Below are 26,085 nucleotides of genomic sequence, written 5' to 3'. Positions count from 1 at the left end.
AAAAAATACAATAAATTCATATAATTAGTTTTAAAATACTATTTTATGTTTGATTAAGCATATAAATGCGCTAAGCTCTTAACCATGGAATTAAACCCTATTACAAAAACAGAATTTGGTGCTGAAAAAACAAGAGAAATATTGGCGCAGACCTTTTTTAATCTCACCCAAAAGTGGCAGTTAAAGAGGGAAGAGGAAGCCCAATTGTTGGGATGGAACTACAAGGAAAAAAGAACGAAGTTAGAGAGTATGCGTAAAGGAGCCACGGTTTTGGATAACGATCGTGACAAGTTAGAGCGGATCATCGATTTGATCAATATCCACAAATCTCTTCGAATTCTTTTTCCCAACAACCTGAGCGCGGTTTATGAATGGGTCAAAGTAAAACGGGAACGTTTTGGAGGGTATTCGGCTCTTGATGTCATGCTTGAAGACGGCAAAGAAGGTATCCACGCCATACGCTGCTATTTGGATCATGAAAGAACCCGTTAAACTTATCCATTATGAAGGAAATGTTTTCCGCAACATTGCCTCTTTGAGTCCAAGCCAAGAACTCACCGATGATATTGCGCCATCCCATGAAGCCCAAGAGATTTTAAAAAAGTTCTACTATCATGATTCTTCGGTGCCGATCATGCAATCTCCTGCAGAAAGGGTTCTTAAAAGATCCATTGACGAGTTCATTGGTGAGGAAATCTCAAAAAAATTTAAGCCCGAAAATTGGTATTCCTCCCGTTTTTCAGATGGCACGTGGGCCGTGCTCTACACTGCTGAATCCGAAGTGACGGCCTTAAAAGAGGCACTGTATCACGCTGTTCATTATTTTTATAAGGAAGAGTTGGAGGGAAAAAAGGTTTTACCGATCACCCGTCGGGTGATCGGCCTTAAAGTGCAATCCAAATACTGTGGGGACTTAACTCGCAATAAGAATCTTGATCGGAGCCTTCTTACTTCAAAGGACTCATCGGGGTATTCTTATTGTCAAAAACTCGCCAAGGATTTTCAGGCCCATAAAGCCCATATCTTAAAAGCACCATCGGCCCGCGATAAGGATGGCATTTGCATCCCCATTTTTAATCGGGAAGCCATTCAAAAAGATTTTGGTCATCTTAAGTATGTAAAATGTGAACTCACCAAGGAATATGTGAAGGTGTTTTCAGAACAGGAAACCTATAGGCTGGATTAATTAAGCACTCCGCTTATAAGTCAATTCTAGGCCCAGGATGCAATTCCCATGGTTTAAGACGGTGGGCCGTGCATCTATTTGTTGCATCTGAAAGTTTGGGAACACCATCGCCACTGATATGCACAGCGGGTTGATGATCTATGGTGCACATAAGGCTATTGGGACTATCTTTAAGGCATTCCAAATCAGAAGATTTGTAAACCTCGGGAAAGTTTTGGAGAGAGACCGGATCGGTGCAGGCATTGCGAACAAATTTTAAGAGATCATCGGCTTTCTGGAACATCCGCACGGCGAAATTTTTATCCAACGGTCCAATGGATCCATCCATCATTTTGAATTCTTGATTTGTGGGATCCCGGCCGAGAGTGAGGAAGGAACATGTACTAACAGTGCAATCTTTAGGCCCGCTACCTGTTGTTGAAACCACCGAAACAAAAACGGCTTGTCCCTCTTTATTTACACCAATGTCTTGAATGTAATCATATACAGGAGGTGCCGGGGAGGCAGATGGAGGTGGGGGGGTGTGTTGAGAAGGGGATGGATGGATGGGGCTTGGTTTACTCATGATTATTTCCTTTTAATGCGGATGACGAAGGCCTCAAAGGGGTTATCCCCTTTTTCATTGGCGAAAGCGCCTTCGGTGATGCTTATTTCATATTGGCCATCTTTTTTTAAGCCTGTTTGATCAAGTAGTTGATTAATGTCGTCTTTGGTAAAAAAGTGTTTTGTCTGAACCTCAGACCCAAATTTCAAGGAAAGAGTTGTTCCCTTCAGACTGGCACCTTCTCTTTGGGATACTTCGGTGTATCCTGCCCCGGAAGCCTTATCGACTACAATATAAAGTTCTCCTTTTGGAAGAAGGGCCGCCGAGGTTTTCTTAAAAAAACCGGCCCATTGTTGGGGAGGAAGGTATTCCAAAAGATTGATGGCGGTGATGAATGAATACGTGTTCGGTGAATAAGAATAAGCGCTAGCATCTCCACGGATGGCTTGAATGGGAACTAAATTTGGCACTTTTCCATGAAGGCCTGCCACGCGCTGGGTGGCCACGTAAGAAAAGTCGAGAGCATCCACCCTGGTGAACAAGGCAGATCCGTCGGGTAATTTTTTTGAGGCCAAGGCCAGGGCTTCCGGGCCTTCCCCAGAACCTATCGAGAGTGCGGGCCCCGCGGGAATATTATTTACGAGTTTAAAAATGGTTTCCAATTCGGGGGGCGGGTTTGTGAAACTTAGCGAGCCGTTACTGGCATAACCTATTTCCTCAATGCGTTGGGCCTTTGATAAGGCCGCCATGGAGGGAACAGCTGACGCTGTCTCCAACGTTTTTACATTGCTGTTAGGGGAATGAGGAGCCCGAATTTTTTCGGGTGTCAGGCCAAGGCTGATGACATTGGGATCAGTCTGAAGATCTTTATACCCCTGCTCGGTTGTTGTCTTGTCAGATGAAATTAACTGCCCTTTGTTTGTTAAAAAATAATAGATTAAAATTTGTAACTGATAATTACGGATATAACTTTGTGCCAGGCGCGTTCCTAAAGGTGTTGATAAGGGGGTTGCGATTAGGCCCTTTTTTTCGGCAGCGTAGACCATGTAGTTAAACATAAGGGGGGATTTCTGAATCGGGTTTTTGAAATAAAAATGCCCTTTATAAAAATTAAATTTTGTAAGCCCCTCTGCTTCGTAGTTTGATAAATCATTGGGGAAATAGACGGTTTCAGTTGCGTTCCAGTGAACACGATCTTGGGGAACACCAAATTTTGCTAATATTTCACGCGCCTCTTTTTCGGATATTGGTTTATCTTTGGCAGGAATGGCACTGGCCAATTTTAGCCCTTCGCTCTCCACATACTGCCACGCTTCTATTTCCGCCTGGGTCCACAATAGATCCTCGGCGGTGGGACGTGGTAGACGTAATCCGCCGGCATCTATCCTAGGCAATAACTTGGCAGACAAGTTTTTTACAGCATCCCCTTTTACGCTTAGAACATAGGGTAAGGTTAATTGTTCCACAGTGTAGACAAGAGCAGGGGGTAGAGCTTTAAGCTGACGTGTTAATAAAAGGAGATCCGTGAGTCTTTGTCTTGCGAGTTCGGTGGCCCCTAGGGAGAAGAGGGTTTGAACATCCTGAAGCTGGCCCTGAAAGAACCATTCAAAATAAGGCTGCTCACTGCGTAAGTAGGACGATAGTGCAGCCGTTTGACTCATTTTTACGCGGTCTTCATTGACAGCTTTATTTACTTTTTTAAAAAAAGGAGTTGACGTAAAGGCTTTCAAATCAGCCAAGATCAAATGCACCCGGTTGGAAAGCCTCTGAAAATCAGCCTGGTCCTGGGGAGAAAGGCCTATGGGGGGCCGTGCTGTAATTGAAGTTGGGGCTTTTGACTCCTTGGCCTTAACGGGAGGGGCAGCCATGACAACCCCCACCATCCCTGGAGAAATTACAACTTCAGGCACGGCTGATATCAATTGCGGTAATGCAGGGAGACATTTTTCAAAAGTGTTAAAGTAAACCATAGATACCCATTATTTTCGGTAGAAATGAAGAGATGTTGCTAAAAAATCAGCTTTTTTTCTAACATTGAGCAGTCCCAAATATCGGCTTGACTATGCTTACCGGGTAAGCATATCATCCGGTTATGGCTCACCTTTCCAAACAAGTCAAAGACCGTTTTCAGCAATGGGGAAAGCAAGGGGGGAAGGCGCGGGCGGCGCGTTTGTCGGCTAAGCATCGGTTGGCCATTGCAGCCAAAGCAGCCCAGGCTCGATGGGGAAAATCGGCATCCACTCTTTCGGTTCATACCAGCACCCGCCTCTCTCAATCCGGGTGGGATGATCCCGTCTATCTCGAAGAAATTCTTTCGGAAGGTTCACTTGCGGCATGGGGGGAGCTTTATCAAAAAGTTTCGGAGCATCCCTTTGGCCCTTCGGCAGAAGCGTTGGAGAAGGTTTTGGGCTCGACAGAAATTTACGGGGTTGTTTCCCTGTGGAAGGGGCTTTTAATCCGTGCACGAGGGCTGCCCCCATGAGTAAAAAAGGAAAAACCACTCAAAAAATAGACGATCTTCCCGAATGGGAAAAGCTTCTCTCCGTTCAAATGGTGTTTCAGTCCCATTTCCCCGAATGCATTCTTGTGGGGGGGACCGCGGCATCCCTCCATGCTGGCCATCGCATTTCTTTGGATGCTGACCATGTATTTACGGATTTAAAAAAACGATTTCAAAATATTTTGAAAGAAGTGGAAAAAGAAGCGGGCTGGCGCACGAAAAGATTGGAGCCGCCGGTTCTTATTTTGGGGCATTTTCAGGGGGTTCGAACCGGGTTAAGACAACTTATTCGTAAGGCTCCTTTAGAAACAACGATTGTTCGGGGTTTGAAAATTCCCACCCTCGAGGAAATGCTTCGGATTAAAGCCTATCTGGTTGTGCGGCGCAACACGACAAGGGATTTTATTGATTTTGTGGCTCTCTTTGATCGGCTGGGGGTTTCAAAAGCTCTTGAAGCCCTTGATTCGTTGGATCGCCTCTATCCCCAACGGGAAGATAATTCGATCAGCCAACAACTGGCCATTCAGCTAGCCGAACCCAAACCCTGGGATCTTTTGCAGACGGATTTAAGCCGCTATAAAGCGCTTCAATCTCCCTATACTCATTGGAAAGAAGTGGTTCGGCGCGCCTATGCGGCAGGGCAGAAGATTATTACCAATCGTTTTATCACCTAAGTCCCGACATTCTTGCCCCAAAAGTTCCCGTGATGTTTTGTGGATTAAGGGGGGCCAACACTTCCTGCGCTATCTGGGCGTAGATTCCTGCCGCCCCCACAATGGTATATCGCAGTTCGGCAAGAATTTGGGGAGGGACGAATTGACTGTGAAAGGCATCATAACCGGCTTGTCCACCTGTAAAGACGCTTATATGCCCATCGGCATCGGGGGCGATATCCAAACCAACTTGGGCAAATCCGGGAGTGCGGAAACGTTCAAAATCCTCAATACGGATTTGAGGAAGAAGAGCGGCAATCCCTGCCAGATTTGGCAAAAGGGCGAGGGTGGCACTTAATTCTCCGCCGGCGATGAGGGTGCCGTGGGTGTCCATACCCGATGTTCCTCCCAGTGCCAATTTTGTATGGGGATAAAGATTTTCTTCTTCAAGAGGAGGGCGGGAATCCCCTTGATCAAGAATATTTTTAATATCGTTTACCCAATGTTTTGATGACTCCTTCCCGGCGATAAAACAATGATCGGCTCCCTTTAGAACATGCACATTTCTAAAGCGTTTCCACATCTCTGGATTGGCAAGAGGGATTAAACGGTCGTTGGCGGCAAAGACTAGTTTAAGTTTAGGGTCCTTTTTCACAGATTCCAGAAGAGGTTCTTGGTCAATAGCCATGACAACTTCCATCTGATTAAAAAATCCAACGGGAAATTCTTCGCGCCCCACAATTTTGTCCAACCATTCTGCTTCTTCTTCGGGGTGATTATTGAAGAGGAAGTGGGGAAGCAGGGTGGGCTTTATTTTCCCAAGAACCATGGGTTCTATTCCGGAAGCAGCGGCAAAGGTGGGATGTAAAAATAATCCCGCCTTATATTCTCTTTCAGCGGGGCTAGGGGTGACTAAAACCCATTGTTCCACCTTGCGGTCCAAAAGTTTCTGATGATGGTAGAGGTGGCGAAGGGGAATTGTCCCCAAGCTGTGCCCCATCAGGGCTACCGAAGAGTCAGCGGGAATGAGTTCGTGGACGGTTTTACAAACGGCTTCCACCATAAGTTGGTGAGTAACAGACTCTCCGTGTTTAAGCCCGCTTTCTCCCATGCCCGGCAGGCTGACTACATGGATGGTACGTCCCTGGGCCTTGGCCAATTCTGTTAAAAAAGGAAGATAGACGGCGGCCTTGTGCAAAAGGCCTCCAAAAAACACAAGGGGTGGGTTGGAAATATTTTGTGGTTGGATTGTGGTGGCCCCTATTTGTGTCCCGCGCGAAATTTCAAAAGTGTGAAAGGAAAGTGTCACGCCATTTGGATCCATTGTGGGTAAGTTAAGGGCCTCGCGCAATCTGTGAGAGGCCAGATAATCGTTTTGGTTGAGATAGGGATCCCGCACATTTTGACCTTGCTCTACTTGGATAAGAAGCTTGAACAAATCGGCCTGGGTTAGTTCATGGGCTTGGGGGTCGAACTGGGTCGCAATATTTTGTATTTCGGGATCAGCAATATCTGAAACATCCATGGCATGGGGCCAATTGTTTTCGTCCATCAACTTGATGGTTCTTTCAACGGCTGCCAGTGTTGGATTGGGGATTTTGATGTTTGTCATAAGATACAAAGACCCGTTCTACCCAGTAGGGCTGAAGTACCAATCCGTTTCTGAAATAAAAGGGACTTCTAATTCCAGGTCATCGAAGGGATGCCAGCCGAAATCGATAACCGGCGAATAATTGTTTGGATTGTCCGGTGTGCTAGGTCTGTCTTCGGCCATGCGTTTCATTTCATCGGCTAGATCACCCACTTTTTTCATGGCCATGGTTACAAGGCTTGGGGAACTTCCCTTTGGTATTAAGATAGCCGGGGTGAGTGTGGTGGAAAGAGAGATTTGTTTTGCCACATAATCTGCAGGTACAGGTGTGCCGGGAGCCAGAGCAATGGTAAGCTTTTGTCCATCGGGTGCCATTTTTTCATAAATGCACCATCGTTCGACATCGGCTATTTTGGAAAGGCTGGCTACTTTGCTGATGCTTTCAAGTTGATCGTACAAAATCCCATGAGCTTCTCCAATGGCAGAAATGAAATTTAGCATTTCATCGGTGGAAATATCCTTCCCCTGATAGAAAACCTGGTAATGGCCACCTTCTTCTTTAAGGCAATAACCGCGTCCTTGGTAAATGCCACCGGGAAGCGGGGGCACTTTACTTGTCATGCCATGTCTTACTTTAAAGAAAATCCTTTCGAAATGGGTGCAAATATAATTTGAAATGATTCCGATTTCTTTTGAAGAAAGCTTTTCCCCGTTGGTCCTTGTGGCTTTCATGGCGATAAAAATCTCATCGCCCCCTTGGGTTCCCAAAATAACTTCCACTCCGTTGGCCTGATAACCTTCGGCCAAAATATCCATGGTGAGCCGATGCATGGTGTCACCCGGATCTGCGGGGTTATTCATGTTGTGGCCGTAATAATCGCGATATTCCGCCATTTGGATGTAAAAATCATCATCGCCAAAAAGGCGTGTGGCCGCATTGGCAAAAACATTGATGCGATAAATGCCCGGGAAACGTTCTTGTTCAAGGGAGCGTTGATAAATCACATCAAGTAAAGCATCTGCATTCACTTGCATGGGTTGACCTTCGGTATCCAAAATTTTCAAATGAGGGTTTGCCAAATACTGATGAGCTTTCGCCGCCAGTGCCTGAGTTTGGGGATTCTCAGAATCCAACAAAGCCAAAAGACGCGAAACAGGGTCTAGTGCTTCATTAGCCACTACAATGAGTCTTTTCCCATCGTGATTGGGACGGGGAAGGCGCCCTTGGTGGATATCTTCAGGGGTAAGTGTTGGGCGGCCTATTTCAGCGGGGGTTGGGAGTGCCTCAATGGGAGTAAGCCCGTGTGGATCCAGTTTTTCGGAAATGGGTTGCTCTGTATTTGCCGCAATGACCTTGGGTGTGGCCAGCAAGGGGCGCATGCTTAAGGGAGTTTCGGGTGTGACCACAAGTTCCACCGGAATGCGCCCGGAGTCTTTGGATTTTTTTTCGCTTTCAGCCAAAATTGCCAAAAATTTGATCATTTCAACTTCGGCTTCCCCATGGTTTGCATCCAGGGGTATATTATAAGCAGCATGTCCGGCAGTCAGGCCAAGACTCTCTGATCCTCCTGCAACAAGTTCCGCCCACCCTGTAAGCTGATGGGTGCTTAACCCATCCCTGCCCATGAGTTTGGCAATGTCCAAGCGGAGATTGTTTGTGTCTGTGGGTGAAAGGGCCTGGTCTTGACCTACAAATCCAAGTACGGACAAAATAACATCCCGATGAAAATCTTCCATTTCATCAGCCTTCACCCCATACACAGCGGTGTTGGTTCCCCAAATACCCAAAAGTTTGCCCCCTCTTTTTTTAGCTTCAATGCCGGCAAAATTATAAATAAGCAGTTTCACTACCGTGCCCAAATCATAAGAGGTGTCTATTTTATTGATGTTGCCCAGGTTAAATCCAAGCATGATGCCTTCAAAGAGAACGCTCGTTCGATCTTCAACGGGAGTTTGTCTTTGCATGTAGTAAAAAATATCGAGAGCGCGCTCAAGGGTACTGTATTCATTAACCCCACCACGTGTGTAGGCAAAGTGAATGGCTTGGGCAGTAGCTTCGAAAGTTTTTAAGGCGGCTTGGACACGTTCTAGTTGGGCCCGGGTGTATTGGGGGGGACGGGTGTGGGTCGCTAAATCTTCCAAAATTCTTAAAGATTGAAAAAGAGCTTCGCGGCCTTGAAGATAATTTGCGTGATGGGTGTCTTTTTCCTTTTTCGGTTTGGCCCGCAGGGTAAACGGGGGGGCATCAGGGTAGATTTCAGTTGTCAGACCCTCAAGAGGATAAAAATGGCTTGGAAGAATAAAGTTTGCGGCTGCCTGAGTTTGGGGTTTTATTTGAGCAGGAATAAATGCGGGAGTTGGTCTTGGAGAGTGAAAGTGCCCCACGGACCCTGTTTGGAATCTAGGAAGTGCCCCTCCCAAAAATGGATTGGTGGCCTTCATCCCCAATCCCCCACCAAATTTTAAAAATACACCCATAAATTTTGTTTTTCGAAACGAGTTGAAAGTCCAATGAATGGGTCGACTTGCCCGTTTTTGCCTTCTTCATTTTCAAATAAAAATGACATCCATCATTGAATCGTCAACTTTTATTAATAACTCTCTTTCGGCAAAGGGGTAAAAAAGTTGCGTCTTTTTAAATACTTAAAAAATAAGTGGTTTTTACAGCAACCTTAATTGTAAGGGCGGTTGGAAGAGTTTTTAGACAAATTTGTCTAATATGTAATAGACAAATTTGTCTTATAAATATAATATATTGAAATGTTTGATGAATATTCTAACCATAACCTATTTTTAAAAGGGATGGATCTGTTTTTAAAACATGATCCCCACTTAAGTCCCTTAAGCGAAACCCCCTTGGTTCATCCCATGGATTGGTGGCGAAAAATCGATTGGCAAGCTCCGGGCATTTATCTTTTAACGGGAGGGCGCCAAATCGGCAAAACAACCTCCACCAAACTTCTCCTAAAAGAGCTTCTCGTCACAAAACGATTTCCTCCCCAATCCATTTATTACCTTCCTTGCGATCAAATCGACACGCACATTCAACTGGGTCAAAAACTTCGACTGCTTCTGAAAGAAATTTCCCGACACTCCCCTCTTTTTCTTCTTGTTCTCGATGAAGTCACCTTCGTCAAAGATTGGGACCGGGCCATCAAAGCTCTTGCCGACGAAGGTTGGTTTCGCCGGGGCTTTTGCATCATCACCGGATCGGACAATGTCATCCTTAAGGAAGCCGCAAGCCGTTTTCCCGGCAGGAGGGGGGAAGCTTCCCAAACGGATTTTCATCTTCACCCCCTCACCTTCTTTGACTATGTCCGGTTAATCGACCCGAACTTAATCCTTACGGAACATCCTGATCCCTCCCAACTCCTTTCACTCCTCAAAGATTATTTCCAATGCGGGGGGCACCTCAAAACCATCAATGACTTCCATAAAAATGGAAGTATCAAAGAGGCCACTTACATCACTTACGAACAATGGATCCAGGGGGACATGGAAAGAAGGGGCAAATCACTCTCCATTCTTTTGGGTGTTTTAAAGACGGTCCGGGAAACCTTGGGCTCCCAGGTCACATACTCCTCGCTGGCCCAAAGGATGGGGGAAATCAGCAAGGAAACCTTCATTGACTATTGCAATCTTTTGGAACGGATGGATGTCTTGTTCACCCTCCAAGCTTTTGATCAGAATAAAAAGATCGGCTTTCCTAAAAAAGCCCGCAAGATCCATTTTTGGGATCCCTTCATTATGAACACCGTCGAACGCTGGCTCCACAGGGAGGGACTTTGGAACCACACAATCGAGAACGAACCGATCAAGGCGGAATCAGTTGTGGCTGGTGCTTTCAAGCTAAAAGGCCCCACTTATTATTGGAAGGGAAAAGGAGAAATCGATGTGATCGCCGTGCAGCCCAAGCAAACCCTTGCCATCGAAGTCAAATGGACGAAGCAACTGAAATCGTGGGACCTCTCCGAATTAAAAAAGCACCCCAACTCCATTATCCTCACTCAAAACCAGGAAGGAGCCAACGATGGCATTCCCATTTTGCCGATGCCACAATTTTTGATCAAGGGTATCAACCCCAGAAGCCCTGGAAGATTCTCCTAAGGCGGAGGGTTTTGACCCGGCAAGACGCGCATCCTGCGCCAACGAGCGTAGGGGATTAAAACAAACCCATGAGGTTATGTTCTGACAATTACGCATACATCTTTTCGATCAAACTTTTAAACTTCTGCGCGACGAGTTTCTTTTTTAATTTTAAGGTGGGGGTGAGAACTTCGTGATCTTTTGCCAAGTCGTAGGGCACCAGTTCAAATTTTTTGATTTGCTCAAAATTAGAAAGTTCCGCATTGATGGCATGCACAATATCCATATATGGCTTGCGGATATTTTCATTTTCACACAAATTTTCCAGCACTTCCCCTTTTAAATCCTCTTTTTTGGCCAGTGATTTTATTTTTTCGATGGCGGGGAAAATAAGGCAGGCGATATATTTTTCATTATTTCCCACAAGCATGGCCTGAGCCACCAAGGGGGAAAGGGCCATTTTTTGTTCAATGGGAAGGGGCGCCACTTTTTTACCCGTATTTAAGACAATCAGTTCCTTGATGCGATCGGTAATTTTCAGATAATTGCCGTCATCAAAACAACCCACATCCCCGGTGTGGAACCAGCCATTTTCATCAATAGCCTCACGGGTTTCCTTGGGCTTGTTGAAATAGCCCGCCATCACACTGGGGCCCTTGACCAGAATTTCACCTTCCTCTGAAAATTTGATCTGGATATTGGGTAAAAGTTTTCCCACGGTTCCGGGCCGGTATTTTGATTCGTAATTAAAGGCGATCACCGGGCTGGTTTCCGTAAGCCCATAACCTTCATAAACCATGATGTGGAATTTTTTAAAAAACTCGGCAATCTTGGGCGAAAGGGCGGCGCCTCCGGCAATGAACATGCGTAATTTTCCCCCGAAACGGGCCTGCACTTTTCGGTAAACCAAAAAATGGGCCAACCAATGCTGGAGGGTCAGCCATGGCTTTTCCCAAAAACTGAAAGACTCATCCCATCTATCTTCTGGACGATGGCGAAACCGCCGGTCAGCTTCCCCACTCTTGTTTTTTTTGTCAAGATAGGCCCACACTTTGTCACTCACCTTAAAAGACCAGTTCAAGATGGTTTTTTGAACAAGACCCAGGCTTGCAAAATTTTCATTCATCTTTTCGTAAAGTTTTTCCAAAATGCGCGGGACGACGCAGCATACCGTGGGTTTAATTTCGCCAAAATCCTTTTCCATGGTTTGAATGCTTTCGGCATAACCAATGCTGGCGCCGCATAGAAGGGGCATGTAATAGCCCCCCGTGCGTTCAAAAACATGGGAAAGCGGCAATACCGAAAGAAACCGGTCCCGGTAATTGTATTTGGTGATCGAGAGCATGGCATAGGCATTGGAAAGAAAATTCCGGTGTGTCAGCATGACCCCCTTGGGATTGCCCGTGGTTCCGCTGGTGTAAACAAGGCTCGCCAGATGGTCGCGCTTGATGTCGTTTACACGGTTGTCTATTTCGTGATCGGCAATGGCACTTTCAAAGCCGTTTTCCAGAAACTGTTTGAAGCTGACAATTTTGGAATCGAAAGTGATGTCCCCTGGTTGATGAACGATTATTTTTTGTAAATGGGGGAGTTCTTTTTCAATGGCCAAGATTTTTTCCAGCTGACGATCGTCTTCGATCACAATCATCTTGGCCTGTGAATCATTTAAAATGTACTTGATCGCTTCAGGAACCAGGGTGTGATAAATGGGGACCGTAATGCCGCCGGCAAACTGCGTTCCCAAATCGGCGTAAACCCAGGCCGGGGAATTGCCCAACAAAAGGGCGATTGTCGATTGTGGGGGAATTTTGTCTTCGATAACTGATTTTGCAAAAGCCCGGGCGTGATTAACCATTTCAAGGTAGGAAATCGGAACATAACGGCCATCCACTTTTTCCTGAAGCGCTGTTTTTTGGCCATACTGTTTTAGAACGCGCGTCAGTATTTTTGGAATGGAAATTTGCTGGTCCAAATCCAGAGCCAAATCCGACTGAAAATAATAAAGAAGCGATTCTTTCCAATCTTCATGATTTTTTTGGGGACGTGCGGCTGGAGGCATTCAAATTTACTGCTATACTCCGGAGCAAGAATCAAGGGTTTCTTGGGTCATCCAATCCTTAAAGTGCCCCAGACCATGGCGTAGAGAGGTGGGTTCCGTCAAAAACGAAATCACAAAATAAAGCCCCTTGTTTAAATCGTAAAAATAACCCGGGTGAATAAAAACGCCCTTTTCCTTCATAAAGCTAATGACACAATGCTCTTGGGCATCTTCCCATGAAGAAAGGCCAAAAGGGATGTGCGGGGTCTTTATTTTGAAACTGAGATAAAACCCGCCTTGCGGAGGGATCAAATCAATGGATGGATGGTTTAAAAGATCTAAAGCGAGGGCCAGCCTGTTTTTGACTTCCTGATGATAAGAAGCGACAAAGAGTTCCGATTTTTTCAGCAGCAAGGGCAGGGCTTTTTGAATCCCGGTATGGCAGCTTAAAAATGTGTCGGCCATGGTTTCAAGGGCATCGAGGACTTGGATTACTTTTTCAGAATGCCCTGTCGCAAGAATCCACGAAAGTTTCATCGATGGCAGCGCCAGCATTTTAGAGAGCCCATTTAAGGTAAAACACAGGGCAGGCTCCGCCAAAAAAGCAGGACGGGGGAAAGTGTTTTGGCCAAAATAAAATTCGGAAAATACCTCATCACAAATAAGGGCCACACCATGTTCATTGGCCAAGGCCACAATTTTATCAATCTGGTTTCCCTCAATAACTGCTCCTGTAGGGTTATTGGGAGAAACAAGGATGAGGGCTTTTGTCTGCGGCGTTATTTTTTTCCTTAAAGCTTCCAGATCAATGCTCCAATTGTCCGTTTCATCCAGGGGATAAAAATCCAGGCATACATGGGCCATGGCGGCAATGGATTCAAAGAGTGGATAAGAAGGTGTGGGTGCCAGGATGGTTTGGCCAGGTTGGGCCAGGAGTGAAAAAAGATAAAAGAAAGACTCACTGCTGCCTGAGGTAAGAATAATATGTTCAGGGTTAGCCAGATGATGATGTCTTTTGTAATACCTTGCGATAGCTTCCCTTGCTTCCAAGGAGCCCTTTGGATGGGGGTTGTAATCAAGTTTATCAAGATAGGGGAGATAAGCTTCTTTGAAAAGTTTCGGGGGAAACAAAATTCCGTGCTCTGCTGGATTCCCTGAAAAAAGTTTAAGAACGTTTTTTTGTTTGGCTAAAAGCTCGCGGTAGGTTTTTTCAATGGCGTTAACCGATGACACGAAAATCAATGCAGATTGCCAACACTGATGCGTGCATTGGCATTTTGGGCTTCCCCAGCCATGGCATGGGTTGAAAGCGGTGGAAGAAGGGCGGCCAAAATAAAATCGATCATTCCAGAAAGGTTTTGTTCAAACTCAAATGGTTCACGCGTCAGCCAGTGGAAAACGGCCTCTTTGACCGAACCGATAATGCTACGAGCCGCTGATTTCGCATTGACAAACCGGAACTCCCCCGAACGCACCCGGGCTTGAATGGTGCTTTCGATGACCTGGGTTGTCTGATCTAAAAACAAACTAATTTTTGCCTGACAATCAGCTTCAAGCGTATGCACCTGTTTAAAAATAAGCTCTGCTAAAAGGCGATTTTTGGTCAAGGTTGAAATAATCCCCGTGAGTTGTTGCCGTAAATTATTTGCTGGATCTATTTCGTTTAAAAAAACGTCGGCGGAAATTTTGGTGAACTCGCTATTTATTTGCGTGAAGAATCCGTCGAGCAATGCATGGAACAAATCTTGTTTGCTTTTGAAATAAAGATAAAAAGTTCCACGGGCGACCTGGGCTTCGTCGATGATATCAGCCACGCACGTAGCCGCATAGCCTTGGCGCGCTAAAACTTTAAGTGCAGAAATAAGGATGAGTTCTTCCCTCTTGCGGCGATTCATTTTTTAGGGGCTCGCGTCGCCCCCTCCAGTGGCACAGCCACTAGAGCCTCCCCCTCACCGGCCCTGTGGGCCTAGGGTGGGAGATTTCCTGACGGGGTTTTTTACCACGTACAGATTGCACGAGCGAGCTACATTTAACAAGTTTTCTAGGAAGCCTAAAAAAAAATGTCAATAGCATAAGAGTGATTTTTGAAAAAAAATGAAGAAATTTTTCTTGCAACCAAAAAGAAAAATTGCTGGGCCTCTTTTAGAATTAAACAAAGAAATACTTGGAAAGGGGGCCGGCTTGCATTAAACTTAACTTCTTTGAATCATACCCATTTTTTGGAGGGATTATGCGCTTTACCGTTGAAACACGCGATTTCCAGACTCTTAAAACCCATCTTTTGGTGCTTAATATGCACGATGGTGAGGTAGATACCCACTCATTTTTAGGCAAGCTCGATAAAAAAACAGGCGGGTTTATCAAGCAAGTTTTAAAACAGGAAAAATTTGAAGGTAAAGCAGGTCAAACCAAGCTTATCAATACCTGGAAAAAACTGTCGGCGGATTATGTCTTGATTGTGGGTCTGGGCGAAAAGAAAAATTTTAATCTTGAAATAGTTCGCAAAGCCTCCGCAAGTGCCTATCAGACAGCTTTACAAATCAGGGCCTCAAAGATTGTCACTGCCGCGCATGGGGGGCATTTGGGCGTTTTCTCCAAAGGGGAATGTGTGCAAGCCGTGGTAGAAGGCATGGGGCTTGCCGCCTATCAGTTTAGTCGATACAAAAAATTACCCAAGGATTCGCCCACGGTGGAAGAGGTGGCGCTTTTGTGTCCCGACCCTAAAAAAGTCGCTGAGGTAAAAAGGGGATTGGAACGTGGAGAGCTTGTGGCCCAAGGAGCTCGTTTAGCGCGGGATCTTATCAATACGCCCGCTGCAGACATGGCCCCGTTTGATCTGGCCAAAATGGCGCAAGGCTTAAAGGGCATCAAGACTGTTGTTTACAAAGAACCCCAAATTCGTGCGATGAAAATGGGAGCCTATTTGGGTGTGGCCCAGGGGAGCATCCATCCCCCGGCTTTTATTGAAATGCACTACAAGCCCACCGGCAGTGCCAAGAAAAAAGTGGTGATTATTGGCAAGGGCGTTACCTTTGATTCGGGAGGCCTTTCTTTAAAACCCCCAAAATCCATGGAAACCATGAAGGACGATATGTCGGGGGCCGCCGCGGTGATAGGGCTTATGTCTGTGATTGCCCAACTAAAGCCCAAGGTTGAAGTATGGGGGCTTGTGGCTGCCGCTGAAAACATGCCGGATGCCAAATCCCAAAGGCCGGGCGATGTGGTGACAGCTTCCAACGGCAAAACGATTGAAGTGTTAAATACCGATGCCGAAGGGCGGCTTACCTTAGCCGATGCCCTTGTCTATGCCCAAAAGAAAAACCCGCACTACACCATTGACCTGGCCACCTTGACAGGAGCGTGTTTGGTGGCGCTGGGAGATCGCATTTCAGCCATCATGGGTAATGACAAAAAATTGGTGGATACCCTGATATCTTGCGGCCTTAAAACCGGGGAAAAATTGTGGGAACTTCCCTTGGCCGACGAATACAAAAACGATCTTAAATCCCCCATTGCCGACCTTAAAAATATCGGTGGCCCATACGGGGGGACCATCAACGGCGGTCTCTTTTTGCAGGAATTTGTTGGCTCCATGAAATGGGCCCACCTCGATATTGCCGGCCCATCCTGGACGGATGCCCCTCGCGAATACGAGAAAAAAGGCGGCACCGGTGTGATGGTGCGCACCTTGGCGGAGTTTTTGGAGAAATTATAGGCGTCTAATTCTACTTTTGGTGAAGCTTGCAAAATTTATTTTTTTTTGGGGGATTTGAGGAAATGGATTTTCTTATCTTACATTTGAAAAAGTGAAAAAGGAGATATGAAAAATTGGTTAAAAATAATGATGATGGCGGGAGTTATATTCCTGAATACTTGGGCAGTTCATGCGGCTAACCCATTTAGGCAGCAAAGAATAGAGGGCAGAAATCCAATAGACGTGCGTGTAAACCTGCCTGTCAGGGATGCAAAAACATGGAAAGCCCCCATCCCTTTGCAACAAAATGCCGCCTTGGTTAACCCCAATAATGTTTATTTTGCCGGTGCCGCATGTAATGATTCCGAATTCTGCCAGATTCTGCAGATCGACTGTATAACAAAGATCTTATATGTGACGACCTATCAAAATGGACAAGTGTCCAACCCTGTTCCGTTAAATCCACCTCATGAGGAATTCTATAATTCTATGGGGTGTTGGGATGACCCAGATTATTCCACAGAAATTTATGTCGATAAGCATCGAAATTCGATCATCGCTTGGACAAGCAAAACCATGCCCGCAGGGGCCAATAAGCCCCATGTGTTGATTTCCTTCAAACGCAGTAATGATGTGGCTTGGTCACCGCCCGTTGTCTTGAATGAGGGGGTTAATAATAACAGTGATGTTTTTCCGCACTATATTTTCATGCATAATTCGAAACCTCCCCTTTACACCCTTATTGTCTCTTCCGAGGACGTGGGCGTCTTTTCCATAAGGTGTTCATGGGACCAGTGTGATGCACCTATTCATATGGCAGATGAAACGGATTGGTTTAGTGCTGCTCTTAGTACTCGAGGGAATCTTGCCCTTAGCCTTACTCGTAACCTATATCTTTCAAATTCTTTGGGAGTTTGGGAAGCCGATCCATTGGATATCCAGGTCTTGGTGGATCCAAATAATGTTGGTGGTGGATTTGAGGGGCTCGAATATCATGACGAAGATACCTTATTAGGGATGGTTAAATCCCGTGCGAATAGAGCAAATAGAAATGAAACGGTTGCCACAGTGAGAATGGAAGAAGATGACCCTGTTAACAGCGCCCACTGGCTTACATCTTTAGTAGGAGAGGAAATTGAGTTTCAGATGGAGAATGCCCACAATGATTTAACATATAATTTGTATTTGATTAATACCCGAGACCCGATAAATAGGACTCTTTTTACTGACTCTTCTCTTTTTTTTAGAACGTACGACGGAGGGGATGATTGGACCAATCCACTTTTGGTAACTCAGCTTCAATCGGGCTCGGGCATTGCCCACATCTGGCGGATTGAATTATCGGCTAATCCCAATGAAAATGCCTTAATGGCATGGGGGGAATTGGCGACGGTCGGAGAAATTTATGCCAGCTTTTACTTCCCCAAGCAACGCAACCCTATCACTCCAAAGGTCAAAGTTATACGGGATGACAACCCAAGTAAGAGATTGGAATTTGCTCATCTCTTTGGAAATGGGAAAGCGATTGTTATTGCCAACACATTCATATTTGATGATCAGCAACCGGTGAACCCCATGCTCAATCATCGGGTACTTTTGGTGGAATATAAATGATGAATTATAGGAGAGGACTTCGGGAAGTTATAAAATTTGGGCAGTTCCAGTTTGAGAATCTAGGCAAAAAGTTCCGATGTGTCTGAGACGATCATGGGGGGATATTTCTTAAATATCTAAAAAATAAGAGGATAATTTATTGGTATTCTTTGTTTTTTTGGCATTGGGTTTGCTTATGATTTAGGCTACAAGGAGTTTTGTATGGAATCGACAGAATTAGCCCAGCTATTTGATGAGCAAACCCAAAATGTGTCCCATGATGTAGAAGAAGTCAGGAAACAAATCCATGAACATGCCCATCGTGTTTCAAAACATGCCTTAACCGGTTCAAGGCTGGCTTGTGGAGTTGATTTTTTAAAATCATCCCAAATTAATTTGGATCAAAAGCTCAATCAATTATCGGAAAAACTCGAAAAAATAAAATCACACCTTGCATCCTATCGCGCCTAAAATTATACTCGCGCCAAATTATATGTAATGTCATTCCCGAGCGTTTTTGTCGGGAATCCATGGATCCCCGATAAAAGCACTCGGGGATGACAGTGAGAATCAAGATCCTGAAAATTTCTCTTAATCTCTTAAAAAAATGGAAAAACGTAAATATCAACGTCTGGCCTTAAGGGCCCAACAAAGAGTTTTATCCCTTGTTGAACCCAAAAGAATCGACAAGAACATTGTCATTTCAAAAAATGTTTCGGCGGAAGGCTTTTGTTTTCGTTCGAACAGGCCCTATCAAAAAGAAGATCTGGTTTTGGTTTATTTGCAGGATCATTTTTTGGCCGATGTTGAATTGGAAATGCCGCGCATTCTCAAGTCGGGCAATTACGTGATGGCGCGGGTGATGTGGTCCAAGCCTGTTAGTTGCGAGCTGGATCCTTTTTATGAAATTGGTTGTGGTTTTATCAAAAAAGAAGAGAGCGATGTGGATAATATCAATCTTTTCACCCAGCTTATCAATCAGGATACCGTTGAGCGCATCGCTCTTTCTTAATTCACCTTCATTAATAGGGCATTTTGGAATTTTATGGTTTTTCCCCAAATCTTCATTCTAGGTGTTTTGGCCATCGTGCTTACGATGGCCGGGGGGATTGTTCCGCTTCTTTCGCGATGGGAACAGGGGCACTTGCATCGCTTTGTCAGTTTTAGTGCGGGGGTTCTGATTGCCACGGCTTTCCTCCATTTATTGCCCGATGCGCTGGAACGGGCCGAGCCCCGATCGGTCGGGTTGTACATTCTTCTTAGTTTTGTGGGCCTGTTTGTGCTTGAAAAATTTGTGATGGTCCACCCCTGCGAAGAAAGCCATTGCAACTATCACCACATGGGGGTGACTGCTTTTGCAGGCATGATGGTGCATACCCTCTTTGATGGCTTTGCCCTGGGAGCCGCCCTTGTTGTAAGCAACCACCTTGCGTGGCTGGTTTTTTTGGCCATTATGGCGCACAAGGTGGCTTCTAGTTTTTCGCTGGCCAGTATTTTGCGGCGGGCTGGATGGCGTCGCAGAAAAATTGTTCTTTTCCTTTTTCTTTTTGGAAGTGTGATTCCTTTTGGCGCCATTATTTCAATGGCTCTGCTTCAAGGGCACTCTCAAACGGGCAGTGGACTGGCCTTGTCACTGAGTTTGGGAACCTTTCTCTACATTGCCACCAGCGATTTTCTTCCTGAAGTGCATCGGGTGGGGGAACATCGCATTCAAAATCTTTTCGCCTTTCTTTTGGGTGTGGTTCTTATGAGCCTGGTCACTTTTTTTCTGCCACATTATTAATGAGTAGTGACAGGTCGCGACCTGTCACTACATGGCGTAAATGCCGAGTGATGGTTCGACTAAAGCTCACCATGTCCAATGAGAATATTGAAATGAAAAAAGCGACTAACAACGATTATGACGCACCTTGTCTAGATTAAAGCGTTGACGAGAGGGGGAATAATTTTGTAAATCTATCATTGCCTTTTTAGAGGGAGGCCCATTTATGAAAGAATCCCGTTTTTTGTCCCACCCGGAAAAGCGTAACCATCGAAGGTTGGATGTCGATCTTGATGTTAATTTAGTCATCGATGGAAAGCGCATTGACACCACAGCCACAAACATTAGCTGTGGAGGAATGTTTGTGCCCATTGGAGAAGGCGTTGTTTCCCATGACACGCAACCTCCCCAGGAAATTGAAATGATTGTTCATCTTCCCGACACCGAAAAACCGGTCCGGGTTTATGGCCATGTGGCGCGCTGCCAGTTTGGCACTTCTTATACGCCTGGCCAGGAAGGCGTGGCCATCAAGTTTAAAGGTTTATACGACGACAATATCCTGGCCATCGACCGTTTTATTAAAACCAATTTTCATTAAATGATCCTCACCCCCCTTACCATTCGTGAAAAAATCCAGCGTTTTCAGGGCTGGAAAATTTTGGATGGAAAACTCACCAAAGAATTTCGTTTTGCCAATTTCCCTACGGCTATTGTGTTTGTCAATAAGCTGGTTGACCCTGCAGAGGAAATGAACCATCATCCCGAAATTAGGGTGGCCTACGATCGTGTGGAAATAAAATTGTTTACCCACACCGAGGGGGGCCTTACCGAAAAAGATTTGAAGCTTTTGGAAGAAATTGAGGCGTTGGCATGAATACTCCCGCCATTGTAGCGCAGGTTTTGGATAAAATCCCCATACACTACTGGACGCGTCGTATTTTTGATCTTCCCATTTTATTAAAGTGGTCACGCATTCCCCGCGGGGCTTCCATTCTGGAAGTGGGTTGCAATAAGGGGGAAACGGCGCGTTATCTTTCGGCCAAACTTAAATGCCTAAATTATATAGCCATAGACATTGACCCCCAACGTGTGGCCCGCGCTGAGAGTGAAGCGGATAATCCCACCAATCTTATTTTTCAACGAGCTGATGTGTGCAAGCTTCCTTTTGAGGATGAAAGTTTTGATGCCGTCATCATGATCGATCTGTTGCATCACCTGGAAGACTGGCGCAAGGCCATCCGTGAAGTGCATCGGGTTTTGAAATATGGGGGTGTTTTGCTGATGCGCGATTATAGCATTGAAACCTTCACCATGCCGGGAATGGGTTTTGTATTGCAGCAGTTGTTTAATCATCCGTATCATCACATGTATGACCAGATTGAACTTTTAACCTATCTGCGCAAAAACGGTTTTGTGATGACCCACCAAAATGACATGCCCTGGCTCCTGATTTTTTCGGCGGTAAAAAAACTGGCAGGCAAGAAACACCATTGACCTTCCAAACGCCATCTACCCCACCTTAATCCTCCCCTTATCACCGCATAGCGGGATTCCGTTTGCGGAACAAAGGGGAGGAGATGAATTATGCACAGACTCTCCATTGGCATTATTGGGGCCGGAAGTTTTGGAACAGCCCTTGCTTCCATTTGGAGCCAAAAAGGGCATCGTGTAACTCTTTGGGCCAGGGATGTCCAAATTGTAAGTGGCATCAATACTTCCCAAAAAAATCCGTGTTATTTATCCAATCTCAATCTTAAAAATATTTTAGCGACAGAAGATTTATCCTCCGCCATGGAAGACAAGGACATTGTCGTGTTTACAATCCCGACCCAGTTTTTAAGGGCTGTTTTAAAAAAAGGATCGGCTTGTTCCATTCATGAAAAAACCCTTTTTGTGAACACATGCAAGGGAATTGAGCAGGAAACCTTGGTCACACCTTCTGTTATTTTTGAGGAAATTTTTGGGTTACATATCAAAAAACGTTTTGCCGTTTTATCAGGCCCCACTTTTTCCGAAGAACTGGTGGCGGGGCAACCGACAGGGGCTGTGATCGCTTCTTCCAATCCGGGCGTGGCTAAACAATTACAAGAAATTCTTTCGGCCCGTACTTTCCGGCTTTATACCGGGGATGATGTTTTGGGGACTGAATTGGGGGGCGCCCTTAAAAATGTGATGGCCATAGGAACAGGCATTGCCGAAGGGCTTGGGTTTGGTTTGAACACGCGTGCGGGTCTGATGACACGCTGCTTGGCCGAGATGACAAGGCTGGGAGTCAAAATGGGGGCCGATCCCTTGACTTTTTCGGGCTTGTCCGGTTTGGGGGATCTTATTTTAACTTGTACGGGGGATTTGTCGCGTAACAGAAAAACGGGCCTTCTTTTGGGAAGGGGCCAAAAGCTTCCCGACATTATTCGAGACATGAAGTGCGTGGTGGAAGGGGTGGCCACGGCTAAGTCGGCTTATCTCTTGGCAAAAAAACATGCCGTAGACATGCCCAACACAAAACATATTTATCTTATCCTCTATGAAAACCTCCCCCCCTCCGAAGCCCTTAAAGGAATTCTTTCCCGTGCCCTCAAAGATGAGATGGAAGGGATTGAATGATCTTGTTTTTAGAGCAACTTATGGCCCTTCGTGGCGATAAGGACAATATTCTTTTAAAATTATATGACTATTTCCCTCTACAGAGTCATGGGCCCAAGTCTAGGGTTTTCGCGTATGATCGGTTTTGGAGTTGCGACACCCAAACCTCAACATCCTCATGCTCCTGTTTATTTTTTGCCCTACGGATCTCTTAGACTTTCAAAACTTGAGGAGGGGTATCACGACCGGTCCCCCCCCATTCATTTCGAGCCTCCTTCTTCGCCGATAGAAATGCATTCTCCCAATCTATTTCCATGGTGGGAACAAATCCCCAATGACGAAGAAGGTGGTTTAAAACCCGTTTATGGCAGTAAAGCCAAGCATTCTCACCCAAACAACTTCGATGTACGGCCCGTTCCTGATTCCGTTTCTTGGGAGCGTCTGAACTTAGCGCTGGGGCAGGAAGAACGCATGGTTTTGTTAGGGCAGTATCTTTTTGAGTTGTTTCATTATGGCCTGGAGGGGGGGATCACGCGGACTTTGGATGAAATTGCTGCCACCATACCCCGCCCTGAACAAGAACCATTACCCGAAGTTCGCCCAACCACTTTTTGGAAAGATATGGAAGAACATCTTCGCATCATCCATGAAAATTTAGGTTTGTTGGATGACGCTGTAGAACAAGTCTACGATAGGCAACAACGATTCATTCTCATCGCTCTTGAAAACACATTTTCCCGATTGAGTTGGACAAAAAAATTAAGGTTAATCTCCAATGTTGCTCGATTCGGATTTGCTCTTAAAGCTCTCGATGCTTTTTTGGAGACCCTAGGACCGTGTCCCTATCAGCAAGAGCTTGTAAATGTAAGGAATAGGGTGAACACGTGCTATTTAACCAAAGGGGTTTTTGATCCACTGTATGCCATGATGAAAGATTTATTGCGGGAGGATGCCCCTCTTATGGAACAGGTGGCACAAAATCATGGGGATGTGCCCGCCGACTGCGAAGATAAATGGCGGGAGATCGAAAGAGGTTTTGCAGAATTCATTTGTGGCTTACTTCCCGATGAACCTTGTTCGCTTGAGGCTTATCGTCCTTTTTCCCGCTGGGGGATCATTTTTAGGGACGAAGTTGAAAGCACCTTTTATTTCCCCCTTTATATCGAATGCCTCCTTGTGGTCATGGCCAAGCATCGTCCCCATTTTGGAGAAAGAGAATTGGATCTTGTTTTAGGATTGTTGGATGTTCATGAATCAATTTATTCTACCCCGGATGTTTTTGCCCATCCTCTTGAAGTGGAACCCTATGGAAATGAGTTTTCCTGGCACACCCGTTTTCAAGATTATTCCCGTGTTCTCTGGGTAGGGATAGGGGATCGAGTGCGGATAACTTTGGATGTTTTAGCCTGGATCCGAAAACGAATTCAGGGCAAGGATTTTGGGACATTGGAAGCGATTTTTGATAAAAGGATGGAAACGCTCAGGTTGCGATATGAAGAATCCCTGCAATTTTATGAGAGAACGCTGGTTGGACGTGTTGGCTCGCTGGAAAAATTGCGTTTAAGGGCGCTTTTCGCCGTAGATGAGAATGTTTCAGATGAAACAGGACGCGATCTTATGGAACAAATCATGATTCACGGAGCTATTTATCCAGATGAGGAAAGGAAGAACATCTTGGGCGGTATTCTTTTGGCCATGGCCTTTTTTCAAGGGAAAGGAGCTCTTCATTACATCATTCAAGCCTATGTTTTCCTCAATGGTCATGAAAAGGAATGGGCTTATCTGCATCGAAAGCTCAATCATTATTTTTGGGAATGGCTGTCTTATTTTGAAGAAAGGGAAGGTGCGAATCCAGCCCGGGATTTAACTCAATTTCTAAATATTGAAGCCCGGGGGTTTACTGTTGCGCAATCCGGCCTTTATCTTAGGGCGCTTTATTCTTTTTTTGCCCGTTATTTTGATGATGAAATATCACGACGAACTCTTCTGCCCCGTATTCGGACGCTTATGCAACAGCATAGTATTCCTGTCCCTCGTGTGCGCCGGTCTTAAAGAGGTGCCAAAATAACCATTGACGTTTCCCTTCCAATTTCAATAAGACTACATCTTTTTAAGGGGGGGTGTTTATGGTGGACTATGGAATTAAAGATAAAGTGGCCCTTGTGACGGGGGCTGCGGGGAATGGGTTGGGGCGGGCGGATGTTTTAGCCTTGGCTGAGTGTGGTTGCAAAATTGCCGTTATTGATGTGCGCCCATCGGATAAAACAATCAAAATGGCCACGGATAAAGGGGCCCAAGCCAAGGGTTATGTGTGTGATATTTCGAAGATGGAAGAGGTTTCGGCCACGGTTCAAAAAATTAAGGAAGAACTTGGACCCGTTCAGATTCTTGTCAACAATGCCTCCATTTTAACGACGGTGGGCATGTTTTTAAGCATTCCCGTTGAAAAATGGAATCGGGATGTTCAGGTTAATTTAATTGGGACGGCCAATGTAAGCCGTGCCGTATGGCCCCACATGGTGGAACAAAAATGGGGGCGCATTGTGATGATGGCTTCCATTGCAGGCACCATGGGAGGGTTGGGGCAAACAAGTTATTCTGCCACCAAGGCTTCGGTCATCGGTTTGGGGAAATCTTTGGCGCTGGAAGGCGCACGCTACAATATTACCGCAAATATTGTGGCCCCCGGTGTGATCAAAAGTCAGATGGCCATGGAAGGGTTGCGCGGCGACATGCTTGAACGCATGAAAGAAGCCACCGCCATGCGGCGTTTTGGTGAAACACGGGAATTGGCCGATGTTGTCACTTTTTTGTGTTCCGAACGTTCAAGTTACGTCACGGGGCAGGTGTTTCAGGTGGATGGGGGAATGGGGTTGTTTGTATTTTGAGGTAGGGGCGACATTCATGACGCCCGTATTGTGGGCGCAATAAATTGCTCCCCTACATATATTTTTATGGATCTTCAAGACGAAATAACAGACTGGACCAAGCAGGTTGAAAAGGGGGGGCATGATATTTTTGAAAAGGCCCTTACCTGGAACCTGGTTGAAATGATCGAACAAACAGGGCTCTATCCCTATTTTCAAGCCTTGGAAGAAAATCAGGGTCCGGTTGCGCGCTATAAGGGGAAGGAAGTGGTGATGTTGGGGTCCAATAATTATTTGGGCTTGACCACTCATCCCAAGGTTCGCGAAGCCTCAATCGAAGCCATCAAAAAATATGGAACCGGGATGACGGGTTCCCGTTTTTTAAATGGCACCTTGGAAATCCATCACGAACTCGAAGAAAAACTTGCCAAATTTTTGGGTAAAGAAGCGGCCCTGGTTTTTACAACAGGGTACCAGGCTAATTTGGGAATGCTGACAGCCCTTGTGGGGAAAAATGCAGTGGCTGTGGTTGACCGCTTTGCTCATGCCAGTATTCACGATGGATGCCGCCTCATGGATGGGGAAACCATCAAGTGCAAACATAACGATGTGGCCGACATGGACCGGATTTTATCCGAAATTCCTGAAGACAAGGGGCCCATTGTTTTTGTCGATGGAGTTTACAGCATGGAAGGTGACTTGGCTCCCCTGCCTGAAATGATCGCCGTGGCCAAAAAACACAAAGTACGCATCGCCGTTGATGATGCCCATGGTTTGGGTGTGCTGGGGCCGGGAGGGCGTGGAACAACCCATCATTTTGGAGTTCAGGATCAGGTCGATTTAATCGTGGGAACTTTTAGCAAAAGCTTGGCCTCTACCGGTGGTTTTGTGGCCGGAGACAAAAAAATCATCCACTTCATCAAACATTTTGGCCGCCCCATGATTTTTTCAGCGTCGCTGACTCCTTCTTGTACAGCCGCAGCCAGCG

General features: G+C 45.7%; 23 protein-coding genes and 1 pseudogene (1 of these 24 running past the window's edge). 17 read left to right on the top strand and 7 right to left on the bottom strand.

Annotation, left to right across the window (positions count from 1 at the left end):
• The first annotated feature begins 84 nt into the window (after positions 1-84).
• Positions 85-492, top strand: coding sequence for a hypothetical protein (locus tag A2048_00490; GenBank protein OGP08134.1), 408 nt, complete (start codon positions 85-87; stop codon positions 490-492).
• Complete coding sequence (locus A2048_00485; GenBank protein OGP08133.1) at positions 476-1,186, top strand: hypothetical protein; 711 nt, start codon at positions 476-478, stop codon at positions 1,184-1,186. The genes A2048_00490 and A2048_00485 overlap by 17 nt, the downstream gene beginning before the upstream one ends.
• Before the next feature lie 13 nt (positions 1,187-1,199).
• On the opposite strand, the gene A2048_00480 is transcribed toward A2048_00485, so the two are convergent.
• Both A2048_00480 and A2048_00475 read right to left on the bottom strand, forming a co-directional pair.
• The gene (locus tag A2048_00480; protein OGP08132.1) at positions 1,200-1,751 is read right to left on the bottom strand and encodes a hypothetical protein; all 552 of its coding nucleotides are present in this window, start codon (positions 1,749-1,751) and stop codon (positions 1,200-1,202) included.
• A 2-nt stretch (positions 1,752-1,753) separates the two neighbouring features.
• Positions 1,754-3,700 (bottom strand): hypothetical protein, encoded by a 1,947-nt coding sequence (locus A2048_00475; GenBank protein OGP08131.1) that lies wholly within the window; start codon positions 3,698-3,700, stop codon positions 1,754-1,756.
• Positions 3,701-3,822: 122 nt separating this feature from the next.
• Between A2048_00475 and A2048_00470 the strand changes: the two genes are divergently transcribed.
• Together A2048_00470 and A2048_00465 are read left to right on the top strand one after the other, a co-directional pair.
• The gene (locus tag A2048_00470) at positions 3,823-4,212 is read left to right on the top strand and encodes a hypothetical protein (protein ID OGP08130.1); all 390 of its coding nucleotides are present in this window, start codon (positions 3,823-3,825) and stop codon (positions 4,210-4,212) included.
• Positions 4,213-4,280: 68 nt separating this feature from the next.
• On the top strand, positions 4,281-4,904 hold the full coding sequence (locus A2048_00465; protein ID OGP08161.1) for a hypothetical protein: 624 nt from the start codon (positions 4,281-4,283) through the stop codon (positions 4,902-4,904).
• On the opposite strand, the gene A2048_00460 is transcribed toward A2048_00465, so the two are convergent.
• Together A2048_00460 and A2048_00455 are read right to left on the bottom strand one after the other, a co-directional pair.
• Positions 4,897-6,495, bottom strand: a complete 1,599-nt coding sequence (locus A2048_00460) for a hypothetical protein (protein OGP08129.1) — start codon at positions 6,493-6,495, stop codon at positions 4,897-4,899. The two genes, A2048_00465 and A2048_00460, sit on opposite strands and share 8 nt — an antisense overlap.
• Positions 6,496-6,513: 18 nt before the next feature.
• Complete coding sequence (locus A2048_00455) at positions 6,514-8,952, bottom strand: hypothetical protein (protein OGP08128.1); 2,439 nt, start codon at positions 8,950-8,952, stop codon at positions 6,514-6,516.
• Positions 8,953-9,234: 282 nt separating this feature from the next.
• On the opposite strand from A2048_00455, the gene A2048_00450 reads away from it, so the two are divergent.
• Positions 9,235-10,581: a hypothetical protein gene (locus tag A2048_00450; GenBank protein OGP08127.1), complete on the top strand. Its 1,347-nt coding sequence runs from the start codon at positions 9,235-9,237 to the stop codon at positions 10,579-10,581.
• Between the two features lie 88 nt (positions 10,582-10,669).
• On the opposite strand, the gene A2048_00445 is transcribed toward A2048_00450, so the two are convergent.
• From A2048_00445 to A2048_00435, 3 genes are read right to left on the bottom strand one after another with little or no spacing between them, the layout of a single operon-like run.
• Complete coding sequence (locus tag A2048_00445; GenBank protein OGP08126.1) at positions 10,670-12,619, bottom strand: hypothetical protein; 1,950 nt, start codon at positions 12,617-12,619, stop codon at positions 10,670-10,672.
• 12 nt (positions 12,620-12,631) lie between these two features.
• Positions 12,632-13,840: a hypothetical protein gene (locus tag A2048_00440; protein OGP08125.1), complete on the bottom strand. Its 1,209-nt coding sequence runs from the start codon at positions 13,838-13,840 to the stop codon at positions 12,632-12,634.
• Positions 13,837-14,493: a hypothetical protein gene (locus A2048_00435; protein ID OGP08124.1), complete on the bottom strand. Its 657-nt coding sequence runs from the start codon at positions 14,491-14,493 to the stop codon at positions 13,837-13,839. Before A2048_00435 ends, A2048_00440 begins: the two co-directional genes overlap by 4 nt.
• Before the next feature lie 335 nt (positions 14,494-14,828).
• Between A2048_00435 and A2048_00430 the strand changes: the two genes are divergently transcribed.
• The 12 genes and pseudogenes from A2048_00430 to A2048_00375 form a co-directional block, all read left to right on the top strand.
• Positions 14,829-16,313 carry a hypothetical protein gene (locus tag A2048_00430; GenBank protein ID OGP08123.1) on the top strand — a complete coding sequence of 495 codons (1,485 nt, stop codon included), beginning with the start codon at positions 14,829-14,831 and terminating at the stop codon, positions 16,311-16,313.
• Between the two features lie 105 nt (positions 16,314-16,418).
• Positions 16,419-17,906, top strand: coding sequence for a hypothetical protein (locus A2048_00425; GenBank protein ID OGP08122.1), 1,488 nt, complete (start codon positions 16,419-16,421; stop codon positions 17,904-17,906).
• 201 nt (positions 17,907-18,107) lie between these two features.
• A complete protein-coding gene (locus A2048_00420; protein OGP08121.1) occupies positions 18,108-18,356 on the top strand; it encodes a hypothetical protein in 249 nt (82 codons plus the stop codon).
• Between the two features lie 136 nt (positions 18,357-18,492).
• A complete protein-coding gene (locus tag A2048_00415) occupies positions 18,493-18,897 on the top strand; it encodes a hypothetical protein (GenBank protein OGP08120.1) in 405 nt (134 codons plus the stop codon).
• A gap of 33 nt (positions 18,898-18,930) precedes the next feature.
• A complete protein-coding gene (locus A2048_00410; protein OGP08119.1) occupies positions 18,931-19,668 on the top strand; it encodes a hypothetical protein in 738 nt (245 codons plus the stop codon).
• 205 nt (positions 19,669-19,873) lie between these two features.
• A complete protein-coding gene (locus tag A2048_00405; protein ID OGP08118.1) occupies positions 19,874-20,245 on the top strand; it encodes a hypothetical protein in 372 nt (123 codons plus the stop codon).
• A complete protein-coding gene (locus tag A2048_00400; GenBank protein ID OGP08117.1) occupies positions 20,246-20,521 on the top strand; it encodes a hypothetical protein in 276 nt (91 codons plus the stop codon).
• Positions 20,518-21,141, top strand: coding sequence for a hypothetical protein (locus A2048_00395; protein OGP08116.1), 624 nt, complete (start codon positions 20,518-20,520; stop codon positions 21,139-21,141). Before A2048_00400 ends, A2048_00395 begins: the two co-directional genes overlap by 4 nt.
• A gap of 90 nt (positions 21,142-21,231) precedes the next feature.
• Positions 21,232-22,251 carry a glycerol-3-phosphate dehydrogenase gene (locus A2048_00390; GenBank protein OGP08115.1) on the top strand — a complete coding sequence of 340 codons (1,020 nt, stop codon included), beginning with the start codon at positions 21,232-21,234 and terminating at the stop codon, positions 22,249-22,251.
• Between the two features lie 114 nt (positions 22,252-22,365).
• Positions 22,366-24,282, top strand: coding sequence for a hypothetical protein (locus A2048_00385; protein ID OGP08114.1), 1,917 nt, complete (start codon positions 22,366-22,368; stop codon positions 24,280-24,282).
• Positions 24,283-24,356: 74 nt separating this feature from the next.
• The gene (locus A2048_00380; protein OGP08113.1) at positions 24,357-25,118 is read left to right on the top strand and encodes a hypothetical protein; all 762 of its coding nucleotides are present in this window, start codon (positions 24,357-24,359) and stop codon (positions 25,116-25,118) included.
• Between the two features lie 162 nt (positions 25,119-25,280).
• Positions 25,281-26,085, top strand: a pseudogene (locus tag A2048_00375) (hypothetical protein); it runs 335 nt beyond the window's last position.

It is taken from the genome of Deltaproteobacteria bacterium GWA2_45_12 (genome assembly GCA_001797365.1).
Taxonomy (GTDB): domain Bacteria; phylum UBA10199; class UBA10199; order UBA10199; family UBA10199; genus UBA10199.
This window is presented reverse-complemented; position numbering and strand designations above follow the sequence as displayed.